This window comes from Burkholderiales bacterium, from assembly GCA_036262035.1.
Taxonomy (GTDB): Bacteria; Pseudomonadota; Gammaproteobacteria; order Burkholderiales; family SG8-41; genus JAQGMV01.
Window position 1 is genome coordinate 1,069,022 of record DATAJS010000010.1, and the last position, 18,772, is coordinate 1,087,793.

Annotated in this window: 16 protein-coding genes; 11 read left to right on the forward strand and 5 right to left on the reverse strand. The window is 67.9% G+C overall.

Going from position 1 to position 18,772, the window contains the following annotated elements:
* Positions 1-122 precede the first annotated feature (122 nt).
* Together VHP37_13000 and VHP37_13005 are read left to right on the forward strand one after the other, a co-directional pair.
* Positions 123-1,775 carry a hypothetical protein gene (locus tag VHP37_13000; protein ID HEX2827259.1) on the forward strand — a complete coding sequence of 551 codons (1,653 nt, stop codon included), beginning with the start codon at positions 123-125 and terminating at the stop codon, positions 1,773-1,775.
* On the forward strand, positions 1,760-2,890 hold the full coding sequence (locus VHP37_13005) for a hypothetical protein (protein HEX2827260.1): 1,131 nt from the start codon (positions 1,760-1,762) through the stop codon (positions 2,888-2,890). The genes VHP37_13000 and VHP37_13005 overlap by 16 nt, the downstream gene beginning before the upstream one ends.
* A 75-nt stretch (positions 2,891-2,965) precedes the next feature.
* Here the strand turns inward: VHP37_13005 and VHP37_13010 are convergent, their stop codons facing one another.
* Positions 2,966-3,877, reverse strand: a complete 912-nt coding sequence (locus VHP37_13010) for an NAD(P)/FAD-dependent oxidoreductase (protein HEX2827261.1) — start codon at positions 3,875-3,877, stop codon at positions 2,966-2,968.
* Positions 3,878-4,040: 163 nt separating this feature from the next.
* Complete coding sequence (locus tag VHP37_13015; GenBank protein ID HEX2827262.1) at positions 4,041-4,538, reverse strand: hypothetical protein; 498 nt, start codon at positions 4,536-4,538, stop codon at positions 4,041-4,043.
* A gap of 38 nt (positions 4,539-4,576) precedes the next feature.
* Here VHP37_13015 and VHP37_13020 point away from each other — a divergent pair, with 38 nt between their 5' ends.
* The 5 genes from VHP37_13020 (at position 4,577) to VHP37_13040 (ending at position 9,455) form a co-directional block, all read left to right on the forward strand.
* A complete protein-coding gene (locus VHP37_13020; GenBank protein ID HEX2827263.1) occupies positions 4,577-5,344 on the forward strand; it encodes an amidohydrolase family protein in 768 nt (255 codons plus the stop codon).
* Positions 5,341-5,772 carry a PaaI family thioesterase gene (locus VHP37_13025; GenBank protein HEX2827264.1) on the forward strand — a complete coding sequence of 144 codons (432 nt, stop codon included), beginning with the start codon at positions 5,341-5,343 and terminating at the stop codon, positions 5,770-5,772. Before VHP37_13020 ends, VHP37_13025 begins: the two co-directional genes overlap by 4 nt.
* 114 nt (positions 5,773-5,886) lie before the next feature.
* Positions 5,887-7,119, forward strand: coding sequence for an alpha/beta fold hydrolase (locus VHP37_13030; protein HEX2827265.1), 1,233 nt, complete (start codon positions 5,887-5,889; stop codon positions 7,117-7,119).
* A 66-nt stretch (positions 7,120-7,185) separates the two neighbouring features.
* Positions 7,186-9,000 (forward strand): hybrid sensor histidine kinase/response regulator, encoded by a 1,815-nt coding sequence (locus VHP37_13035; protein HEX2827266.1) that lies wholly within the window; start codon positions 7,186-7,188, stop codon positions 8,998-9,000.
* 95 nt (positions 9,001-9,095) lie between these two features.
* Positions 9,096-9,455 (forward strand): hypothetical protein, encoded by a 360-nt coding sequence (locus tag VHP37_13040; GenBank protein ID HEX2827267.1) that lies wholly within the window; start codon positions 9,096-9,098, stop codon positions 9,453-9,455.
* 108 nt (positions 9,456-9,563) lie between these two features.
* Here VHP37_13040 and VHP37_13045 read toward each other — a convergent pair whose 3' ends face one another.
* From VHP37_13045 to VHP37_13055, 3 genes are read right to left on the reverse strand one after another with little or no spacing between them, the layout of a single operon-like run.
* A complete protein-coding gene (locus tag VHP37_13045; GenBank protein HEX2827268.1) occupies positions 9,564-10,967 on the reverse strand; it encodes an efflux transporter outer membrane subunit in 1,404 nt (467 codons plus the stop codon).
* Between the two features lie 10 nt (positions 10,968-10,977).
* Positions 10,978-12,981 (reverse strand): MacB family efflux pump subunit, encoded by a 2,004-nt coding sequence (locus VHP37_13050; GenBank protein ID HEX2827269.1) that lies wholly within the window; start codon positions 12,979-12,981, stop codon positions 10,978-10,980.
* Between the two features lie 8 nt (positions 12,982-12,989).
* Positions 12,990-14,372: an efflux RND transporter periplasmic adaptor subunit gene (locus tag VHP37_13055; protein ID HEX2827270.1), complete on the reverse strand. Its 1,383-nt coding sequence runs from the start codon at positions 14,370-14,372 to the stop codon at positions 12,990-12,992.
* A 238-nt stretch (positions 14,373-14,610) separates the two neighbouring features.
* Between VHP37_13055 and VHP37_13060 the strand changes: the two genes are divergently transcribed.
* The 4 genes from VHP37_13060 to VHP37_13075 all read left to right on the forward strand — a co-directional run bounded on the left by VHP37_13060 (position 14,611) and on the right by VHP37_13075 (position 18,741).
* On the forward strand, positions 14,611-16,017 hold the full coding sequence (locus tag VHP37_13060; protein ID HEX2827271.1) for an ATP-binding protein: 1,407 nt from the start codon (positions 14,611-14,613) through the stop codon (positions 16,015-16,017).
* Positions 16,018-16,089: 72 nt separating this feature from the next.
* Positions 16,090-16,764 (forward strand): response regulator, encoded by a 675-nt coding sequence (locus VHP37_13065; protein HEX2827272.1) that lies wholly within the window; start codon positions 16,090-16,092, stop codon positions 16,762-16,764.
* 1 nt (position 16,765) lies between these two features.
* Positions 16,766-17,428 carry a response regulator transcription factor gene (locus VHP37_13070; GenBank protein HEX2827273.1) on the forward strand — a complete coding sequence of 221 codons (663 nt, stop codon included), beginning with the start codon at positions 16,766-16,768 and terminating at the stop codon, positions 17,426-17,428.
* Positions 17,425-18,741, forward strand: a complete 1,317-nt coding sequence (locus VHP37_13075; GenBank protein HEX2827274.1) for an ATP-binding protein — start codon at positions 17,425-17,427, stop codon at positions 18,739-18,741. The genes VHP37_13070 and VHP37_13075 overlap by 4 nt, the downstream gene beginning before the upstream one ends.
* Positions 18,742-18,772: the final 31 nt, after the last annotated feature.

Sequence of the window (18,772 nt, forward strand, 5' to 3'; positions counted from 1 at the left end):
TGCGCATCGTCGTTCCCAACGCGCCGAGCTCGAGCGCTGGGGCAAGGTCATCCGCGCAAGGAACATCTCGCTCGATTAGCCGACGTCGCGTACGATGTTTGCTCGCGCATCAGCTTCGAGCCATGAAAGAGCCCCTCACCGATCAGACTCCCGCACCGCCCGGGCGCGCCGCTGCATACGCCGCGGCATGGCGGTGGTTCTCGCGCCTCAGGGGCGAGATGCGTCTTTCCTACCTCCCGCCGCTGATGGTTTACATGGCCGCGGGTATCTCGGGCCTCACGTCGGTCGTCGGGACTTTCTTCGTCAAGGACTACCTCGGGCTCTCCGCGGCCTTCCTCGCGGGGCTGGGTTTCTGGGCCGGCATCCCGTGGGCGCTGAAGATGCCCGTCGGCCACATCGTCGACCTGGTGTGGCGCTGGAAGGCGCTGCTCGTCTATCTCGGCGCCGCGATGATCGCCGCGAGCCTGCTCGTCATGCTCGGCCTCATCGTCGATCGAGACGCGATGACGCGCACGATGTCGGCCGAAGCGTGGTACGTCGTGTCGGTGCTGCTCGCGCCCATCGGCTACGTCATCCAGGACTGCGTCGCCGACGCGATGACCGTCGAGGCGGTGCCGGGCGTCGACGAGCACGGCGAGCCGATCGGCGAAGAGCGCCGCAAGCTCATGCACACGACGATGCAGACCCTCGGCCGCGTCGCGATCATCGGCGGCGGCGTGCTGGTCGCCGCGATCAATCTCTACGTTTTCTCCGATACCGAAGAGCTGCCGCCCGCGCAGATGGCCGCGCTCTACGCGCAGGTCTACGTGATGGCGCTCGCGATCCCCGCGATCTCGGTCCTCGGCGTGGTGCTCGCGGCGGTGCTGAAAGCGCGCGAGCGACGCAGGCTCGCCGCCGCCGGCGCGGATCGCGACCCTGCCCGCGACCGCGGCGAGCGGCCGCGGGCGAACTGGGCCATCCTCGGCGGCAGCTTCGTGTTCGTCGTCTTCTCGGTGGCGATGGGGCTGAGCGAGTCGCCGTACAGCCAGGAGATCATCTTCGCCGGCTCGTTCGGGATCGTGGTCTATCTCGTGGCGAGGCTCACGCGCGAGCTGGATCCGACGGCGCGCGAGACGCTCATCGGCACCGCGGTCGTGATCTTCGTCTACCGCGCGGTCCCGCTGCCGGGCCCCGGCGTGAGCTGGTGGATGATCGACCGGCTCGGCTTCGATCCCGAGTTCTTCAGCGTGCTCGACCTCATCTCGGCGTCGCTGACGCTCGCCGGCATGTTCGCCTTGCGCCGCTTCATGGCGCGCCGCTCGATCACCTACATCGTCGGCGTCCTCACCATCGTCGCGGCGGTGCTCACGGCGCCGTACATCGGGATGTTCTACGGCCTGCACGAATGGACCGCGCGCATGACGCACGGCGTCGTCGACGCGCGCTTCATCGCGCTGATCAACACCGCCATCGAGTCGCCGCTGGGGCAGATCGCGATGATCCCGATGCTCGCGTGGATCGCGCGCTCCGCGCCGGACCGGCTCAAGGCGACGTACTTCGCCGTCATGGCCTCGTTCACCAATCTCGCCCTGTCGCTGTCGCAGCTCGGCGGCAAGCACCTCAACGCGGTCTTCGTCGTCTCGCGCGAAGTGCGCGACCCGGTGACGCACGCCGTCACGACGGCGGCGGACTACAGCCAGCTCGGCAAGCTGCTCATCGTGCAGACGCTGATCGGCCTCGCGCTGCCGTTCGCGGCGATCCTGATCGCGCGCGTCTTCAGGTGGCGCACCGCGTAACGGCCACGCGCGTGGCGGCGAAGAAGAAAGCGCGAGCGACCGCACGCAAGCGTGCGCGCTACGCCGATGCGCTGGGCGATCTCGAAGCGGCGGATGACAAGGTCGTGCTCGAGATCGACGGCGAGCGCGTCGCCATCACCCATCTCGACAAGGTGTTGTGGCCGGCGGACATCGCGCGCGGCGCGCGCGAGTACACGCGGCGGGACTTCGTGCGCTATCTCCTGCACGCGGGGCCGTACATGCTGCCGCACACGCGAGACCGTCCGCTGACGCTGATCCGCATGCCCGAAGGCATCACCGGGCGGCGCTTCGTGCAGTTCCACTGGGAACAGCGCCTGCCGGCGTTCGTGCAGACGATCTCGATCTTCTCCGAGAAGAACAAGGCGCCTGAAGAGTTTCTCCTCTGTAACAACATGCCCACGCTGCTGTGGCTCTCGCACGTCGGCACGCTGGAGCTGCACGTGTGGCACTCGCGCGCGAACGCGAGGCCCGACGCCGCCCGCGCATCGACCGACTACACGAGCTCCGCGGCGGCGGTGCAGCGCTCGCTCCTCAATCATCCCGATTACCTCGTCTTCGACGTCGATCCCTACATCTATTCGGGCGCCGAAGCGCAAGGCGCGCAACCGGAGATGAACGCGGCCGCGTTCGACAAGGGCAAGGCGGTCGCCTTCGAGCTCAAGCGCCTGCTCGATTCGATGAAGCTCTCGAGCCTCGTCAAGACCTCGGGCAAGACCGGGCTGCACATCCTCGTGCCGCTCGTGCGCAAGCTGTCCTACGACGCGGTGCGAGCATTCGCCGGCGAGATCGCGAAGCACCTGCTCGCGGCACGTCCGGACCTGATCACGATCGACTGGAACACCACCCGCCGCACCGGCAAGATGTTCCTCGACTACGCGATGAACGTGCGGGTGAAAACGCTCGCGGCGCCGTATTCGGTCCGCACCGTCCCCGGCGCGCCGGTGTCGATGCCGCTCACGTGGGAAGCGCTCAGACTCGCGCACCCGCTCGACTACACGATGGAGACCGTGCCGGCGCTGCTGGCGAAGCGCGGCGACCTGTGGAGCGACCTCCTGGAACGCAAGCAGGACCTCGCGAAAGTGCTGAGCGGCTGATGCCGTCATTCCGCGAAGGCGGGAATCCATGTTCAACGTCAAAATGGATCTCCGCATACGCGGGGATGACGAACATCACGAAGGCGCGTAAATCGTCCCCTCGCGAAACGCATTGTGTATCGTGGTCGCCGCGATCGCCGCATGTCCCGCGCCGACCGCGATCTGGTTGAGGTCGTTGCACACGTCGCCGACCGCATAGAGTCCCGGCATCGTCGTGCGCAGGCGATCGTCGACGACGATCTGCCCGACGTCGTCGCATTTCGCGCCCACGGCCTGCGCGAGGTCGGAGCGTATGCGGCAGCCGAGCGCCGAATAGAGCGTGTCGAAGCTGTGTATCGTGCCGTCGCGCGTCCGCAGGCCGACGATGCGTCCTTCGTGCGTGCACACCTCGGCGAGCGTCTCGTCGACGACGCGGATGCCGCACGCGTCGAGCGCCGCGCGGTCTTCCGCCGCGATCTCGTGCGGCGTGCCGAGCGTGAAGAGCGTGAGCTTGTCGGTGTAGTGGCGAATGAAGCGCGCTTCGTTGACGCCGCGCACGCCGCGGCCGATCACGGCAACTTCCTTGTCGATCACCTCGTACCCGTCGCAGATCGGGCAGTGACGCACCAGGCCGCTGCGGATCGCATCCTGGATGTTCGGCAGCGCGGGCTCGACATCCATGGCGCCGGTCGCGATCACCACCGTGCGCGCTTCGACGACCTCGGTGCCGACGCGCGCCCGAAACGTGCCGTCGGCCGCGATCTCCAGGTGCTCGACGTTGCCCGCAGTGAGCTTCGCGCCGTAGCGCCGCGCCTGCTCGCGCAGCCGCACCAGGATCTCGCGGCCGCTGATGCCGTCGGGGAATCCCGGGTAGTTGTGCGAGGTCGGTATGAGCGACGCGCGGCTGCCGCCTGCGTCGACGATGCGCGTGTCGCGCCGATAGCGCGCGAGATAGGTCGCGGTGATCAGCCCCGCGGGGCCGCCGCCGATGATGAGGCAATCGAGCATGACTGAGGAAGCGATGGAGACGCGCGACGCTCGCAAGCGTCATGCCGTAATTCCGCTGCGCCGGCGTCATGCATCATTGCACTGGAAAGGAAAGGAGGTCTCGGAGGGAAACCCTGGTTTCCCTCCGAGGCGTTTACTGGACAGATTTTGCGCCCGCAGGGCGCTAAATCTGGTCGGAGAAGAAGCTCGCCGGGCGAGGGCCGTCGCCTTCGCGTCTCAGTACGGTCGCATCGCGCCTGAATGCGTCCGCCGGCATGCGGTCGACCATGTACGCCATCACGCGGTCGCGATCCTCGATCGAAAGATCGCCGACGTTGAAGTCGTACGCGCGCGCGTTGCGATCGCGCACCACGATGGTCCAGTCGCTCCCGCGGCGCTCGAGGTAGATGTCGGCCGCGTCCTTCCAGCGCACGCTCTGGTCGTAGCGCAGGAATCCGTACACGCTGCCCGCGTCGCGCGTGATCGTCGCGTCGAACGTCGCGAAGTACACGCAGGCCCACGACGCCATCGCGCCCGCTGCGATGAGCGGCCAGTTGCGGCGCAGCCGTCGTCGCTCGAGCACGGCGTAGCCGACTGCGAAGACCGCGAGCAGGCCGAAGAGCGCACCGATCCAGAGCGGATACGAGAGCGTGAGAGCGTCGGCGCTCCGCGAGATCTGCATGGCGAAGAACATGGGGCGTGCATGATAGCATCGTACCCATGCAGCCCGTCTTCGATACGCACTTCCACATCATCGATCCGCGGTTTCCAGTCATGGAAAACCAGGGATTCCTGCCGCCGGTGTTCACCGTCGACGATTACGTCTCGCGAACTTCGGGCCTGGGCATCCGCGGCGGCACGGTCATCGCCGGTTCTTTCCAGGGTACGCAGACCGCGTACATGCACGACGCCCTGCACAAGCTCGGGCCGACGTTCGTCGGCGTCATCCAGGTTCCCGCGACGGTTACGGACGAAGAGATCCTGCATCTCAACGCCGCCGGCGTGCGCGCGGTGCGCTTCAATCTGTATCGCGGCGGCTCCGCCGGCATCGAAGACCTCGACCGCCTCGCGCGGCGGGTGCACGACGTCGCCGGATGGCACGCCGAGCTCTACGTCGATGCGTCGACGCTGGATCCGATCTTCGAGACCGTCGCCAGCCTGCCGAAAGTCAGCATCGACCACCTCGGCATGACGCAGGCGGGACTGAAGAAAGTCGTCGAGCTCGCGGCCCGCGGCGTGAAGGTGAAGGCGACCGGCTTCGGACGCGCGCAAGTCGACGTCCCGGTCGCGCTGCGCGAGATCGCGAAGGCGAATCCCGACAGCCTGATGTTCGGCAGCGACCTGCCGTCGCAGCGCGCCCGGCGTCCTTTCGAGCCTGCGGACATGGACCTGATACGCGAGACGCTGGGCGACACGCTCGCACGCAAGGCGTTCCGGGACAACGCCGTCGATTTCTATCGCCCGCGCGAGACACCGAAAGCGACATGACCAGGAAAAAAGCCGTACCGAAGAAGATCGATCCGCACGCAGTGGTTCACAACGGGGGCATGGCGAAGAACCTCGGCGTCAAGCTGCTGAAAGTGACGAAGAAGCGCATCGTCGCCGAGATGCCGGTCGAGGAGAAACACCTCAACCGCTCGGGGCGCGTCAACGGCGGCGCGCTGATGGCCTTCGCCGATCTGCTGGGCGCGACGGGCACCGTCGCCAACCTCCCGCCGGGTCACCGCACGACCACGCTGGAATCGAAGACGAACTTCTTCGCCGCGGGCGTCGGGCCGGTGCTGTGCGCGGTCTCCAGGCCGCTGCACATCGGCCGCACCACGATGGTGTGGCAGACGACGATACGCAATACGGATAAGAAGCTGGTGGCGGTGGTTACACAAACGCAGATCGTCCTGCCGGGGGAACGTCGGTAGGGCCGTCATTCCCGCGAAGGCGGGAAACCATTTTGACTTTCGAGCCCTGAATGGATTCCCGATCGCGCTGTCGCGCGTCGGGAATGACGATCACCATGAAACGCCGGAGGAGCGATGACCATAAAAAAACTGAGAACCCAGCGTGACGATCAGCAATGGATGCTCGATCTCGCGCTCAACATGCGCGGGCGCGTCCAGAACTTCGAGCGCGACGATCTCGAGGTGCCGGCGGGCAAGCGCGCGCGCAACTACCGCATGCTGCCGAAGGTGTGGCGCGAAGCGGGCGAGCGCCACGAGCGGCTCGCGAAGCGCGCCCAGAAAGCCGGCGCGGATGCGACCGCCACGCACCACTACGACCACGCGATCGAGTGCTATCGCATGGCGCAGCACCCGATCTACTTCGACAATCACCCGGTCAAGAAACAGCTCTACAAAAAGCTTTCGGAGATGGTCGACCGCCGCTCCGAGGTCGCGGAGTACCCGATCGAGCGCGTCGAAGTGCCTTTCGACGACGGCAAGACGATCTCGTGCCTGTTCCACCTGCTGCCCGATCGGCGCAAAGCGCCGGTGGTGATCTACGTGCCGGGCATGGACCAGACCAAAGAGGTCTTTCCCAGGGCGGCGCACAACATCGCCTTGTCGCGAGGCTTTCACGTCATCGCGATCGACGGCCCCGGTCAGGGCAACTCGAACCTGCAGAAGATCCGCGCGATCGGCGACAACTACGAGCGCGCCGGCGCCGCGGTCATCAGCTACCTGATGAAGCGGCCGGAGGTGGACAGGAAGAAGATCGCGATCTACGGCATCAGCATGGGCAGCTACTGGTGCCTGCGGTTGTCGAGCTACGACCATCGCGCCGCCGCGGTGGTGAGCTCGGTCGCGTGCTTCAATCCGAACAACACCATCTTCACGCAGTCCTCGCCGCGCTTCAAACAGATGTTCATGTACATGGCGGGCTACGACGACGAGGAGAAGTTCGATGACGAAGTCGCCAAGCCCATGACGGTGCGCGGCTACCTGAAGGACATCACCTGCCCGACGCTCCTCGTCACCGGCGAGTTCGACCCCCTGTGCCCCCTCGAGGATGCCGTCGAGGCCTACGCCGATTTGAAGGTGCCCAAGGAGATGTGGGTGATGGAGAATCAGTACCATCCGCTGTGGGGCATCCCGAACCTGGGTGGCATGGACTGCCACGATTACGTGCTCGACTGGCTGCAGGCGCTCTTCTCGGGCAAGCGCGTGCCGACGAAGAGGGGCCGCATCGCCTATATTCGCGAGAACGGCGACGGCCCGTGGGGCGATTGCGAGTGGCAGCCGCCGATCAAGCCAGGGCAAGCTTACTTTTGATGGTTTGAAACCACCCCCACCCTGACCCTCCCCCGGAGGGGGAGGGGATGCAGGAAGGAGCACAGCGTGTCCGAAGCCGCAGTGCCCGTGACAACCCCGCTCGCCCGGGAAGCGGTTCAGCCGAGCAGCGATCCCCAATGGCAGGCGCACCTGAAGCGCCAGCAGCTCCAGCTGCTCGCGCGGCAGGCGACGCGCACGCCGTTCGCCATCGTCATCGCCTGCGGCTTCGTCGCGTATACCGTCCGCGATTACGCGCCGCTGGTCCTCGTCGCGACGTGGTGTGCGCTGGTGCTCGCGCTGCTGTTCAGCCGCCGCTGGTACGCCCAGTCACTGCTCGCCGACACGCCGGACGACGCGACGCCCGCCCTGAAGCGCCTGGTCGTGCTCAGCCTGTCCAACGGCGCGATGCTGGGGCTCGGCGCCCTTTTGTTCTTCAAGGGGCTGCCGGGCGAGGAGCGCGCGCTGCTCACCATGATCTTCGTGTGCTGGACGGCCGGCGCGGTGGCGACCGCCGCGGCGTACGCGCCGGCTTTCTACGGTTTCGTCAGCGCCGGGCTGCTGCCGCTCGCGATCATGTGGGGCGTGCCGTTCGACTCCGAAAACGTGGCGGTCGGCGTTCTGATCGTGCTGTTCGGTCTCTTCCAGATCCTCTTCGTCCGCGACAACGAGCGCGTGGTGTGCGAATCCTTTCTGATCCGCTTCGAGAACGAGCGATTGCTCGACGCGCTCGAGAAAGAGCGCCAGGAGGTATTGCTCGCACGCGACCGCGCCGAGGACGCGAGCCGCGCGAAATCGCGCTTCCTCGCCGCCGCCAGCCACGACCTGCGCCAGCCGCTGCACGCGCTCGCGCTCTACAGCGGCGCGCTGTCCCTGCGCGAGACCGAAGCCGGCTGCGCCGAGCTCGTCGCGCAGATCGACAACACGGTCAATTCGCTGTCGGCGCTGTTCGAGTCGCTGCTCGACATCTCCAAGCTCGACGCGGGCGCGGTGAAGCCGGAGCTGCGGCGCATCGACGTCTCGTCGAGCATCGACCGCATGAAGTCCGAGTTCAAGGCGATCGCACAGGAGAAGGGGCTGGAGTTCCTGGTGTCGTCTTCCGATGCGACGGTCGAGACCGACCCGGTGCTGTTCGAGCGCATCCTGCGCAACCTCGTCGACAACGCCATCAAGTACACGAAGGAAGGCACGGTCGAGCTCTCGACCAACATCGTCGGGCAGGGCTTGCGCATCGCGGTGACCGACACCGGGCCCGGCATCCCCGACGCCGAGCGCGAACGCATCTTCGAGGAGTTCTACCAGATCGGTAATGCCGAGCGCGATCGACGGCAGGGATTGGGCCTCGGCCTCGCGCTCGTGCGCAGGCTGGCGAAGCTCCTCGACATACCTCTCGAGATGACGAGCGAGCCGGGCAAGGGTTCCACCTTCGCAGTCACGCTTCCGCGCCTCGCCCGCGTCATCACCGCCGAAAAGGCGCGGGAGACCCCCGTCGCGCCGGCCGCGTCCGGAGAGCTCGCCGGCGCGCACGTGCTGGTGCTCGACGACGAGCCCGCGGTGCGCCTCGGCATGCGCGCGCTGCTGGAAGTGTGGGGCTGCCACGTCACCGCGTGCAGCAGCTACGTCGAAGCCGAGCGCATGATCGCGCAGTATGCGCTGACGATCGACGTCATCGTCGCCGATTTCAGGCTGCGCGAGCACGAGACCGGCATCGACGCGGTGCGCAAGCTCCGTGCGACGCTGGGCGACGTGCCGGCGCTCCTCATCAGCGGCGACACCGCGCCCGAGCGCCTGTCCGAAGCTCAGGCCAGCGGCATCCCGCTCTTGTCCAAGCCGGTGAACCCCGAGACGCTGAAGGAGCGTGTGAAATCCGTCCTGCGGCGCTGAGAGCGGCGCGACCGAAGAGGCACGAAGCCCGTGACTTGTTCGGCCGTGCCGTAGATGGTATTGATAACGACAACGGCATCTACGAGGAGAGCGGCGTGGTCGAACCCCAGATGTACAGCGGCGAGGAGCGGCGCCTGCGCGACCGCTCGCGAGGCATCGTCCTTCGCCGGCGCAGCAATGTCCTGCCCGAAGGTCAGGTCGAGCGGCGGCGCGCGCCGGTGCACAACGGATTCGACATCGCCTCAGCGCTCGAGATGCACCTCGACGAGCACAAGGGCCGCCGCGCGATGCTCAACCTCCTCGAGTCGTGGCTCTCGGAATCGAAGAGCGCCCAGGGCGACGGGCACGACGACGGCTACCAGCAGGCGGTCGAATACGCGATCGAAGTGATGAAGGGGTCTCCGGATGTGCTCACGGCGATTGCGGTGCTGCAGCGCAAGCCGGAAGAGAGCTAAAAGGTGACGAGAAAAAGTGACGGATAAAGCAGTGACGGATAAAGCGGTGACGAAAAGCGTTCGCGCCACCGTAACCCGTCACCGTCCTATCCGTCACCGTTTCACCCGTCACTTTTTCATGGCGACGGTCGTCGCGCCCTCCGCCGACCACCCACCCCCGAGCGCCCTATAAAGACTCACGGCCGCTTCGAGCCTGTTCAACCTGATCTGCGACAGCTGATCCTGCGCACTGAACAGCGTGCGCTGCGCGTCGAGCACCGACAGGAGATCGTCCGCGCCTTCGCGGTAACGGACTTCGGCGAGCCTGAGCGCTTCGCTCGCTTCGCGCTGCACCCCGGCCTGTAACGTCTCCTGCTGGGCCTGGCGGCTCGCCGCGACGAGCGAGTCCTCGACATCCTTGAACGCCGCGAGAATCGCCTTGCGGTACGACTCGACCAGCTCGCGCTCGCGCGATTCGGCGACCGCTTTCTGGCCGCGCAGCCGTCCGCCGTCGAAGATCGGCTGGAGCACCGACAGCGCGAGACCGACGGTGCTCGTGCCGCCGGTCGCGAACGAGAGCAGCGCCGCGCTCGCTGCGCCTGCCGAGCCGGTGAGCGAGATGCTCGGCAGCAGCGCCGCACGCGCTGCGGCGAGGTTGGCGTTGGCGGCGGCGAGCGAGGCCTCGGCCGAGGCGAGATCGGGCCTGCGCACCAGAAGCTCCGAAGGCAGGCCGGGCTCGATCGCCGGCACCGCGAGGTCGGCGACACCTTGCGCTTTCACGTCGAAGCCTTCCGGCACGTTGCCGACGAGGATCGCGAGCGCGGCGAGCGTCTGCCGTTCCTGCTGCTCGAGCGGCAGCAGCGCCGCGCGCTGCGAGAGCACCGTGGCTTCCTGGCGCGAGAGGTCGAGCTGGGTGTTCGCGCCGTTGCGCACGCGCGCGGCGACGAGGTCGCGCACGCGCTCGGCGATCTGGAGGTTGTCGCGGGCGACCGTGAGCCGGCTCCTCAACGACAGCACCTGGAAGTAGCCCGTCGCCACACCCGAGATCAGGGTGAGCCGCGCGGTGTCGCGATCGTAGACCGTCGCCTGCAGCGAGCTCTTCGCGGCGTTCACCCCTGCGCGATTGCGGCCCCAGAGGTCGATCTCGTAGCTCGCCGACAGCGAGTAGCTGCTCGCTTTGGTGGTCGTCGAGCCGAAGTCGTTGCTCGTGCTGCGCGCCGACGAGCCGACGCCGAGGTCGAGCGTCGGGAACAGCGACGCACCCGCTACACGCACCTGCGATTCGGCCTGGCGCACACGCTCGGTCGCGATCGCGAGGTCGGGGCTGCCCTTGAGCGCCCGGTCGACGAGGCTTTGCAGCTCGGCCGAGCCGAACGCGTTCCACCACTCGGGCGACACCGTCGCGCCGCTGGTGCCTTGCGCTTCGTTCCACGCCGCCGGCGCCGCGACGTCGGGCTTGAGCATCGGGCTCGTCATGCTGCAGCCGGTGAGGGCGAGCGCAACCGCGAGGGAAATGGCTTTCATGCTGTTCATGGCTTTTCCTTTACTCCGAAGCAAGTGCAACCACCGGATCTAGACCGGCAGCCTTACGCGCGGGCATGTAACCGAACACCAGTCCCGTCGCGAACGCGCAGCCGAACGCGAGCGCCACCGGGAACAGCGAGAACTTCACCGGCGTGCCGAGCGCGCCGATCAGCCACGCCGCGCCCAATCCGCCCGCGACGCCGATCAATCCGCCGAGCGCCGACACCGCCATCGCTTCGGTCAGGAACTGCTGGAGGATGTCGCGCATGCGCGCGCCGGTCGCCATGCGCACGCCGATCTCGCGGGTGCGCTCGGTGACGTTGACCAGCATGATGTTCATCACGCCGATGCCGCCGACCAGCAGCGAGATCGCCGCGATCGAGCCGAGCAGGATCGTCAGGGTGTTCTGCGTCTCGGTCGCGGTCTCCAGCAGCGACGCCATGTTGCGGATCTGGAAGTCGGCGGTGCGATGGCGCGCCTGGAGCAGGCTCTCGACCTGGGCTTGCGTGTCGTCGATTTTCGCGACGTCGTCCACCGCGACCGTGATGTTGCGCAGGAAGCGCTGGCCGAAGAGGCGCAGCCCCCCGGTGGTGTACGGCACGATCACCACGTCGTCCTGGTCCGAGCCGTTGGGCGACGCGCCGCGCTCGCTCATCACGCCGATCACCTGGAACAGCACGTTGTTGAGCACCACGTGCTTGCCGATCGGATCGGCGCCGTCGGGGAAGAGGTTCTTCGCCACGGTCTGGCCGAGCACGACGACCGGCGCGTAGCTCTTCACGTCCGAGCGCGAGAAGAAGGTCCCGCGCGCCACCGGCCAGTTGCGTGCGACGGTGAACGCTTCGCTGGTCGAGGTGGCCTGCGTCTGGTAATCGGCGTTGCCGTAGCGCGTCGTCACGTTGCCGCCGAGCTCGGGCACCGCCGCGAGCACGTTGGGCACTTTCGAGATCGCTTCGGCGTCGTCGGGCGTCATCGTCGCCACACCGCTGCCCATGCCGCCGCGCGTGGTGGCGGCGGGACGGACGAGGAGCAGATTGGTGCCCATGCCGCTGATGCGGTCGATCACCGCCTGCTTCGCGCCGTCGCCGACCGCGAGCATCGCGATGACCGAGCCCACGCCGATGACGATGCCGAGCAGGGTGAGCGCGGTGCGGAAGAGGTTGGAGCGCAACGCGCGGCCGGCGGCTTTGATTGCCTCTACGAGGCTGCCGAAACCACCCGCATCCCGGCCTTCGTCCTGATGGGGAAGGAGAGTTCCCTCCCCCTCAGGGGGAGGGTTAGGGTGGGGGTGGGTTGAGAGCCCATCGGAGACGATGTTGCCGTCGCGGATCTCGATGACGCGATGCGCGTGCGCCGCGACTTCCTGCGAATGCGTGATGACGATGACCGTATGGCCGTCGCGCGAGAGCTTGTTGAGCAGCGCCATCACCTCGACGCCGCTCTTGCTGTCGAGCGCGCCGGTCGGCTCGTCGGCGAGGATGATCTGCCCGCCGTTCATCAGCGCGCGCGCGATCGACACGCGCTGCTGCTGGCCGCCCGAGAGCTGGTTCGGCTTATGATCGAGGCGATCGGAGAGACCGAGCGCCGAGAGCAGCTCTTCGGCGCGCGCGTGGCGCTCGGCCGGCGACATGCCCGCGTAGGTCGCGGGAATCTCGACGTTCTGGGTCGCGGTCGCGCCGGCGATCAGGTTGTACTGCTGGAATACGAAACCGAACGCGACGCGGCGCAGCCGCGCGAGCTCGTCGCGGCCGAAGCCCGACACGTCCTCGCCCATGAAGCGATACGTGCCGCTGGTCGGACGGTCGAGACAGCCGAGGATGTTCATCAGCGTCGACTTGCCCGATCCCGACTGGCCGACGATCGCGACGAACTCGCCGGGATGGATGGCGAGGTCGATGCCGTGCAGCACCTCGACCGCAAGCTCGCCGGTGCGGTAGGTCTTGGTGACGCCGGATAGCTGAATAAGCGGAACATCGACCCGCGCCCCCTCAGGGGGAGGGTTGGGGTGGGGGTGGGTTTTCACGATCGTGCTCATATCCGCGGCTGCATCCTGCGTGCGTTGTTGTTACCCGTCTGGGCCGTGCCGTTCGCCGGCCGCGGCGTCGCCGAGCCGCTGACGACCTGCTCGCCGGGCTCGAGGCCTGCGACGATCTGCGCCGAGATGCGGCTCATCACGCCGACCTGCACTTCGCGCTCTTCGATCTGCCCGTCGGCTTTCACGACGCGCACCATCGCGCGGCCGTTCGCGAAGCGCGTGCGCGGATCGACGTCGCTGCCGCGCGAGTCGCCCGCGCCGCGGCCCTGGCCGCCGCCTTTCGTGGCCGCGCCCGAGACCGCCGACGCGCCTTCGGGCGCCTTGCGGTTTTCCCCCGAGGCCTGGGCCCTGCGGACCGGCCGCAGCGCCGACACCGGCACGAACACCGCGTCTTTCGCCTGGGCGGTGACGAAGAAGACCTGCGCGGTCATCTGCGTCATCAGCGCGCGGTCGGGGTTCTCGACGTCGAACAGCGCGTTGTAGAGCACCACGTTGTTGACGGTGACCGGCGTCGGCTCGATCTGGCGCAGCTTTCCGTACCAGCGCTTGGTCTGGCTGCCGAGCGTGGTGAAGTACACCTCCATGCCGACCTTGAGCTTGGAGACGTCGGCTTCGGACACCTGCGACTGCACCGTCATCGTCGAGAGGTCGGCGATGCGCAGCACGATCGGCGCCTGCTGGTTGGCGTTGAGGGTCTGGCCCTGCTTGGCGGCCTGCGAGACGACCGTGCCCGACATCGGCGCGTAGATCTTGGTGTAGTTCAGGTTCGCTTCGTCGCCGCGCAGCGTCGAGCGGGTCTGCTCGGCCTGCGCCTTCAGCACGTCGATCTGCGCTTTCGCCGAGCGCAGCGCCGCGGCGGCGGTGTCCACCGCATCCTGGGTGGTGGCGTTCTCCTTCTGGAGGTTCATCTGGCGCTGGTACTGCTGCTCGGCGAGCGCGAGCTGCGACTGCTTGTCGGCGAGCTGCGCTTCCTGCGTGCGAAGCTGCGCACGGTCGGCGTCGACGCGCGTGGTGTACACCGTGGGATCGATCTCGGCCAGGAGCTGACCTTCCTTGACCACGGCGCCGACCTCGACGTGCAGCTTCTTGATCTGGCCCGACACCTGCGTGCCGACGTCGACGTAGTCGCGCGGCTGGAGTATGCCGGTCGCGGTGACGCTGTCCTCGAGGTCGCCGCGCTGCACGACCGCCGTCGTGTACCGGGCGGCGCTTTCCGCCGACGCGGTCCACGCGGTGTAGCCGTAATAGGCCCCGCCGCCGAGCGCGAGCGCCACCGCGAGCGCGATGGCGCTGCGCGCGATGCGGCTGCGGCGCTTGAAGCGCGCCCTGATCGACGTCTTGCCCGCGGGTGCGAGGAGCTTTTCGTTCGTGCGGTCCATGGTCAGTGCATCCGGTTGGTTGCCATGGTTCGCAGTCTCGCGCTTCAGCGAGGATGAAATGTGGAGGGAATGTGGACATTGCGTAAAACAAGGTGACGGGTGAAGCGGTGACGGGTCACGGCGGCGCGAACGCTTTTCGTCACCGCTTTATCCGTCACCGCACTATCCGTCACCGTTCTACCCGTCACTTTTTCCACCTCCACATTTCCTCCCCAATCCCCCCGTATCCTGCGAACCCATGGACAAGGCGACGTTCGACAAGCTCCGCACCAAGCTCTTCCTCGCCATCGCCGGGGCGATCGCGGCGCTGACGCTGGCGGCGTGGTTCGTGTTCAGCACGACGTTCGAGCAGGGGTTCGTGCAGTACCTCAACCGTGCGGACGAGCTGCGGCTGGAGGCGCTGGCGGACGATCTCGGACAAGGCTATGCGCGCGAAGGCAGCTGGGCGTGGGTGGCGAACGACCGCGATCGCTGGATCGAGATGACGCGCGAAGCGCTCGGCCTGCCGCGGCCGGCGGCCGACGGCGCGCGGCCTCAGAGCCCGCGGCGCGACACGCCGCTGACCATCGATCCGCGCCTGCATCTGTTCGATGCGCAGAAAAATCTGCTGATCGGGCGGTCGGAAGCGCGCTCCGGGGCGTTGCTCAAACCGATCACGGTGCAGAACGCGACGGTCGGCTATCTCGGCTACGTCCCGCGCCCCGAGGTGATCGCCTCGATCGAGCGCGCCTATCTCACGCGCCAGCGCCTGGCGTTCGGCACGGTCGCGATCGGCATGCTCGTCGCCGCGCTGCTCCTCGGCGCGGGGCTCGCGTACTGGCTTACCCGCCGCATCACCGTGCTGGCTCGCGGCACGCACGCCCTCATCCAGGGCGATTACGAAGCGCGCGTCGCCGCCCGCGGCCACGACGAGCTCGCGCAGCTCGCACGCGACTTCAACACGCTCGCGGCGACGCTGCAGGCGACGCGCGAAGCGCGTCGGCAGTGGGTCGCCGACATCGCGCACGAGCTGCGCACGCCGCTCGCGCTGCTGCGCGCCGAGATCGAGTCGATGCAGGACGGCGTGCGCCCGCTCGACCAGGCGTCGCTCGCTTCGCTGGCAGCGGAAGCCGCGCGCCTCGGGCGGCTCGTCGAGGACCTGCACACCCTGTCGATGTCCGACGTCGGCGCGCTCACGTATCACAAGGAGCCGGTCGATCTCGCCGAAGTCGTCGAAGACGCGCTCGACCTCCAGCGCCATGCGCTGGGCGATAAAGGATTGAGCGTCGACACCCGGCTCGACGACGGCGTGCGCGTGCTCGCCGACGAGACGCGCCTCGCGCAGGTGCTCGCCAACCTCGCGCAGAACAACCTGCGCTATACGCAGGCGCCCGGGCGGGTCGCGGTCACCCTGCGGCGCGAGGGCGAGCGCGCGGTGCTGGCGTGGGAAGACAGCGGCCCGGGCGTCCCCGATGCCGACTTGCAGCGCCTGACCGACCGCCTCTATCGTGTCGAAGCGTCGCGCAATCGCGCGAGCGGCGGCGCAGGACTCGGGCTTGCTATCGCGAAGGCGATCGTCGAAGGCCACGGCGGCACGCTGAGCGCGCGCCGCAGCGACCTCGGCGGACTCGCGATCGTTATGGAGTTACCGGTGTTCCCATCGTAGGGTGCGCGCGAGCGCACCGATAAAGACGCGGTGCGTTAGCACGCACCCTACGCAAAACCGAGCGTTGAAAAGATGAACGAACGCATTCTCATCGTCGAAGACGAAGAAAAGCTCGCAGGCCTCCTGCGCGACTACCTCGCGCAGGAAGGCTTCGAGGTCTCGATGCTCCACCGCGGCGACCAGGTCGAGGACTGGGTGCGCGCGAACGGTACCGACCTCGTGCTGCTCGACCTCATGCTGCCGGGCAAGAACGGCCTCGATGTGTGCAAAGCGTTGCGCGCGTCGGCGTCGGATGTCTCGATCATCATGGTCACCGCGCGCGTCGACGAGATCGACCGCCTGCTCGGCCTCGAGCTCGGCGCCGACGATTACATCTGCAAACCGTTCAGCCCGCGCGAGGTCGTGGCGCGCGTCAAAGCGGTGCTGCGCCGTGCGAAGAAAGGCGAAGCGCCGGCCGACGGCGGCCTCGCGCTCGACGAAGCGGGCTACAGGGCGACGCTCGCCGGCAGGGACCTCGGCCTCACCGCGGTCGAGTTCGAGCTTCTCAAGGTGCTCGTGTCGCAGCCCGGCCGCATCTACACTCGCGAGCAGCTCATGGACCTCATGTATCGCGACCAGCGCGTCGTCTCCGACCGCACCGTCGACAGCCACGTGAAGAAGATCCGCAGGAAGATCGCTGCGGTCATGCCCGAGCGCGAGATCGTGCATTCGGTCTACGGCGTGGGCTACAAGTACGAGTGGTCCTGACATGCGCGTGCTGCTGGTCGAAGACGACGCGATGATCGGCGAGAGCGTGCGCACCGGGCTGCGCCAGGACGGCTTCACCGTCGACTGGGTGCGCGACGGCGCGGGCGCCGAATCGGCGCTCGCCACTCACGGCTACGACGCGGTCCTGCTCGACCTCGGCCTGCCGAAGAAGAGCGGCGTCGAGGTGCTCAAGTCGATACGCCGCGGCGGCGACGACGTGCCGGTGCTGATCACCACCGCGCGCGACGCGGTGAGCGATCGCGTCGCCGGGCTCGACAACGGCGCCGACGACTACATCGTCAAGCCGTTCGACCTCGACGAGCTCGCCGCGCGCATCCGCGCGGTGGCGCGGCGCAGGGCGGGGCGCACCGATCCCCTGATCCAAGTAGGCGACGTGACGCTCGATCCCGCGTCTCACCGCGTGACGCTCAAAGGCAAGGACGTGGCGCTGTCCGCGCGCGAGCTGGCGCTGCTCGAAGCGCTGCTCGACCGCCGCGGCGCGATCCTGTCGCGCGCCCAGCTCGAAGAGCGCATCTACGGCTGGGGCGAGGAAGTCGAGAGCAACGCGGTCGAAGTCCACGTGCACTCGCTGCGCCGCAAGCTCGGCGCCGAGCTCGTGAAGACCGTGCGCGGTGTCGGCTACACCGTTCCCGCCGATCGATGAGGTCGATCCGCCGGCAGCTCCTCGTCGCGCTGCTCGCGTCGGTGCTCGTCGCCGGCAGCATCGCGGCCGCTGCGGTGTACCAGCGCGCGCTGGAGGAATCGGGCGCGATCCTCGATTACCAGCTGCGCCAGATGGCGCTGTCGCTGCGCGACAGCGCCATCCGCGGCGGCGGAATTCAGGGGCCGAGCTACGACACCGATTTCGATTTCGCGATCGACATCCGCGCCGCAGACGGCTCGCGGCTGCATTACTCGCGCTCGCGCGTCGAGCTGCCGGAAGCGAGCCCCGCCGGCTATTCGAGCGTAGCGACCGAAGCGGGCCAGTGGCGTCTCTACACGCTGCTGCAGCCCGGCTTCGCGGTGCGCGTCGCGCAGCCGATGCACCTGCGCAACGCGATCGCCGCGAAGGCGGCGCTGCGCACCATGACGCCTTTCGTGCTGCTCGTCCCTTTGCTGCTCGTGCTGATCTGGATCTTCGTCGCGCGCGGGCTGAAACCGCTCGAAGCGATCGCCGCCGCGGTGAAGGCGCGCAGCGCTTCGTCGCTGCAGCCGCTCGAAGAGCAGCGCGTGCCGCAGGAGATCGCGCCGGTGGTGGTCTCGCTCAACGACCTGCTCGCGCGGCTGCGCCGCGCGCTCGAGCATCAGCGCGCGTTCGTCGCCGACGCCGCGCACGCGCTGCGCACGCCGCTCGCCGCGCTGAACCTCCAGATCCAGCTAGCCGAGCGCGCGCAAACGCCGGAAGCGCGCAGCGCGGCGTTCGCGACGGTGAAGGACGGCATCACGCGCACCACCCATCTCGTCGAGCAGTTGCTGACGCTGGCGCGCACCGATCCCGAAGCGGCCGATCGCGCCATGGCGCCGGTCGACCTCGGAGAGCTCGCGAGCGAAGTCGTCGCGGCATACTCGACGATCGCCGAAGCGCACGGCATCGATCTCGGGCTCAAGCGCCGCGACGCAGGCGTCGCCGTGACGGGCCAGCGCGACGCGCTCAAGACGCTGCTCTCGAACCTCGTCGACAACGCGCTGCGCTACACGCCGCGCGGCGGCCGGGTCGACGCCGCGGCGCTGCGCGAGAACGGCGACGCGGTGCTCGAAGTGACCGACACCGGCCCCGGCATCCCCGCCGACGAGCGCGAGCGCGTGTTCGACCGCTTCTATCGCGTCGGCGGGAACGACGTGCCGGGGAGCGGGCTGGGGCTGGCGATCGTCCGCAGCATCGCCGACCGGCACGGCGCCCGCGTCACGCTCTCGGACGCGCCGGACGGCGCCGGCCTGCGGGTGCGGGCGGCCTTCCGGGCCTTAAGCAGCCCTTAAGAATCCGCCTCCATCATGCGTTCCATCGCGC

Bases quoted from the DNA above. Each gene is read 5' to 3' on its own strand.
- VHP37_13015 (HEX2827262.1), bottom strand. From the start codon at position 4,538: ATGCAGATCTCGCGGAGCGCCGACGCTCTCACGCTCTCGTATCCGCTC.
- VHP37_13060 (HEX2827271.1), top strand. From the start codon at position 14,611: ATGGACAAGGCGACGTTCGACAAGCTCCGCACCAAGCTCTTCCTCGCC.
- VHP37_13055 (HEX2827270.1), bottom strand. From the start codon at position 14,372: ATGGACCGCACGAACGAAAAGCTCCTCGCACCCGCGGGCAAGACGTCG.
- VHP37_13075 (HEX2827274.1), top strand. From the start codon at position 17,425: ATGAGGTCGATCCGCCGGCAGCTCCTCGTCGCGCTGCTCGCGTCGGTG.
- VHP37_13000 (HEX2827259.1), top strand. From the start codon at position 123: ATGAAAGAGCCCCTCACCGATCAGACTCCCGCACCGCCCGGGCGCGCC.
- VHP37_13065 (HEX2827272.1), top strand. From the start codon at position 16,090: ATGAACGAACGCATTCTCATCGTCGAAGACGAAGAAAAGCTCGCAGGC.
- VHP37_13030 (HEX2827265.1), top strand. From the start codon at position 5,887: ATGACCATAAAAAAACTGAGAACCCAGCGTGACGATCAGCAATGGATG.
- VHP37_13025 (HEX2827264.1), top strand. From the start codon at position 5,341: ATGACCAGGAAAAAAGCCGTACCGAAGAAGATCGATCCGCACGCAGTG.
- VHP37_13010 (HEX2827261.1), bottom strand. From the start codon at position 3,877: ATGCTCGATTGCCTCATCATCGGCGGCGGCCCCGCGGGGCTGATCACC.
- VHP37_13020 (HEX2827263.1), top strand. From the start codon at position 4,577: ATGCAGCCCGTCTTCGATACGCACTTCCACATCATCGATCCGCGGTTT.
- VHP37_13070 (HEX2827273.1), top strand. From the start codon at position 16,766: ATGCGCGTGCTGCTGGTCGAAGACGACGCGATGATCGGCGAGAGCGTG.
- VHP37_13045 (HEX2827268.1), bottom strand. From the start codon at position 10,967: ATGAACAGCATGAAAGCCATTTCCCTCGCGGTTGCGCTCGCCCTCACC.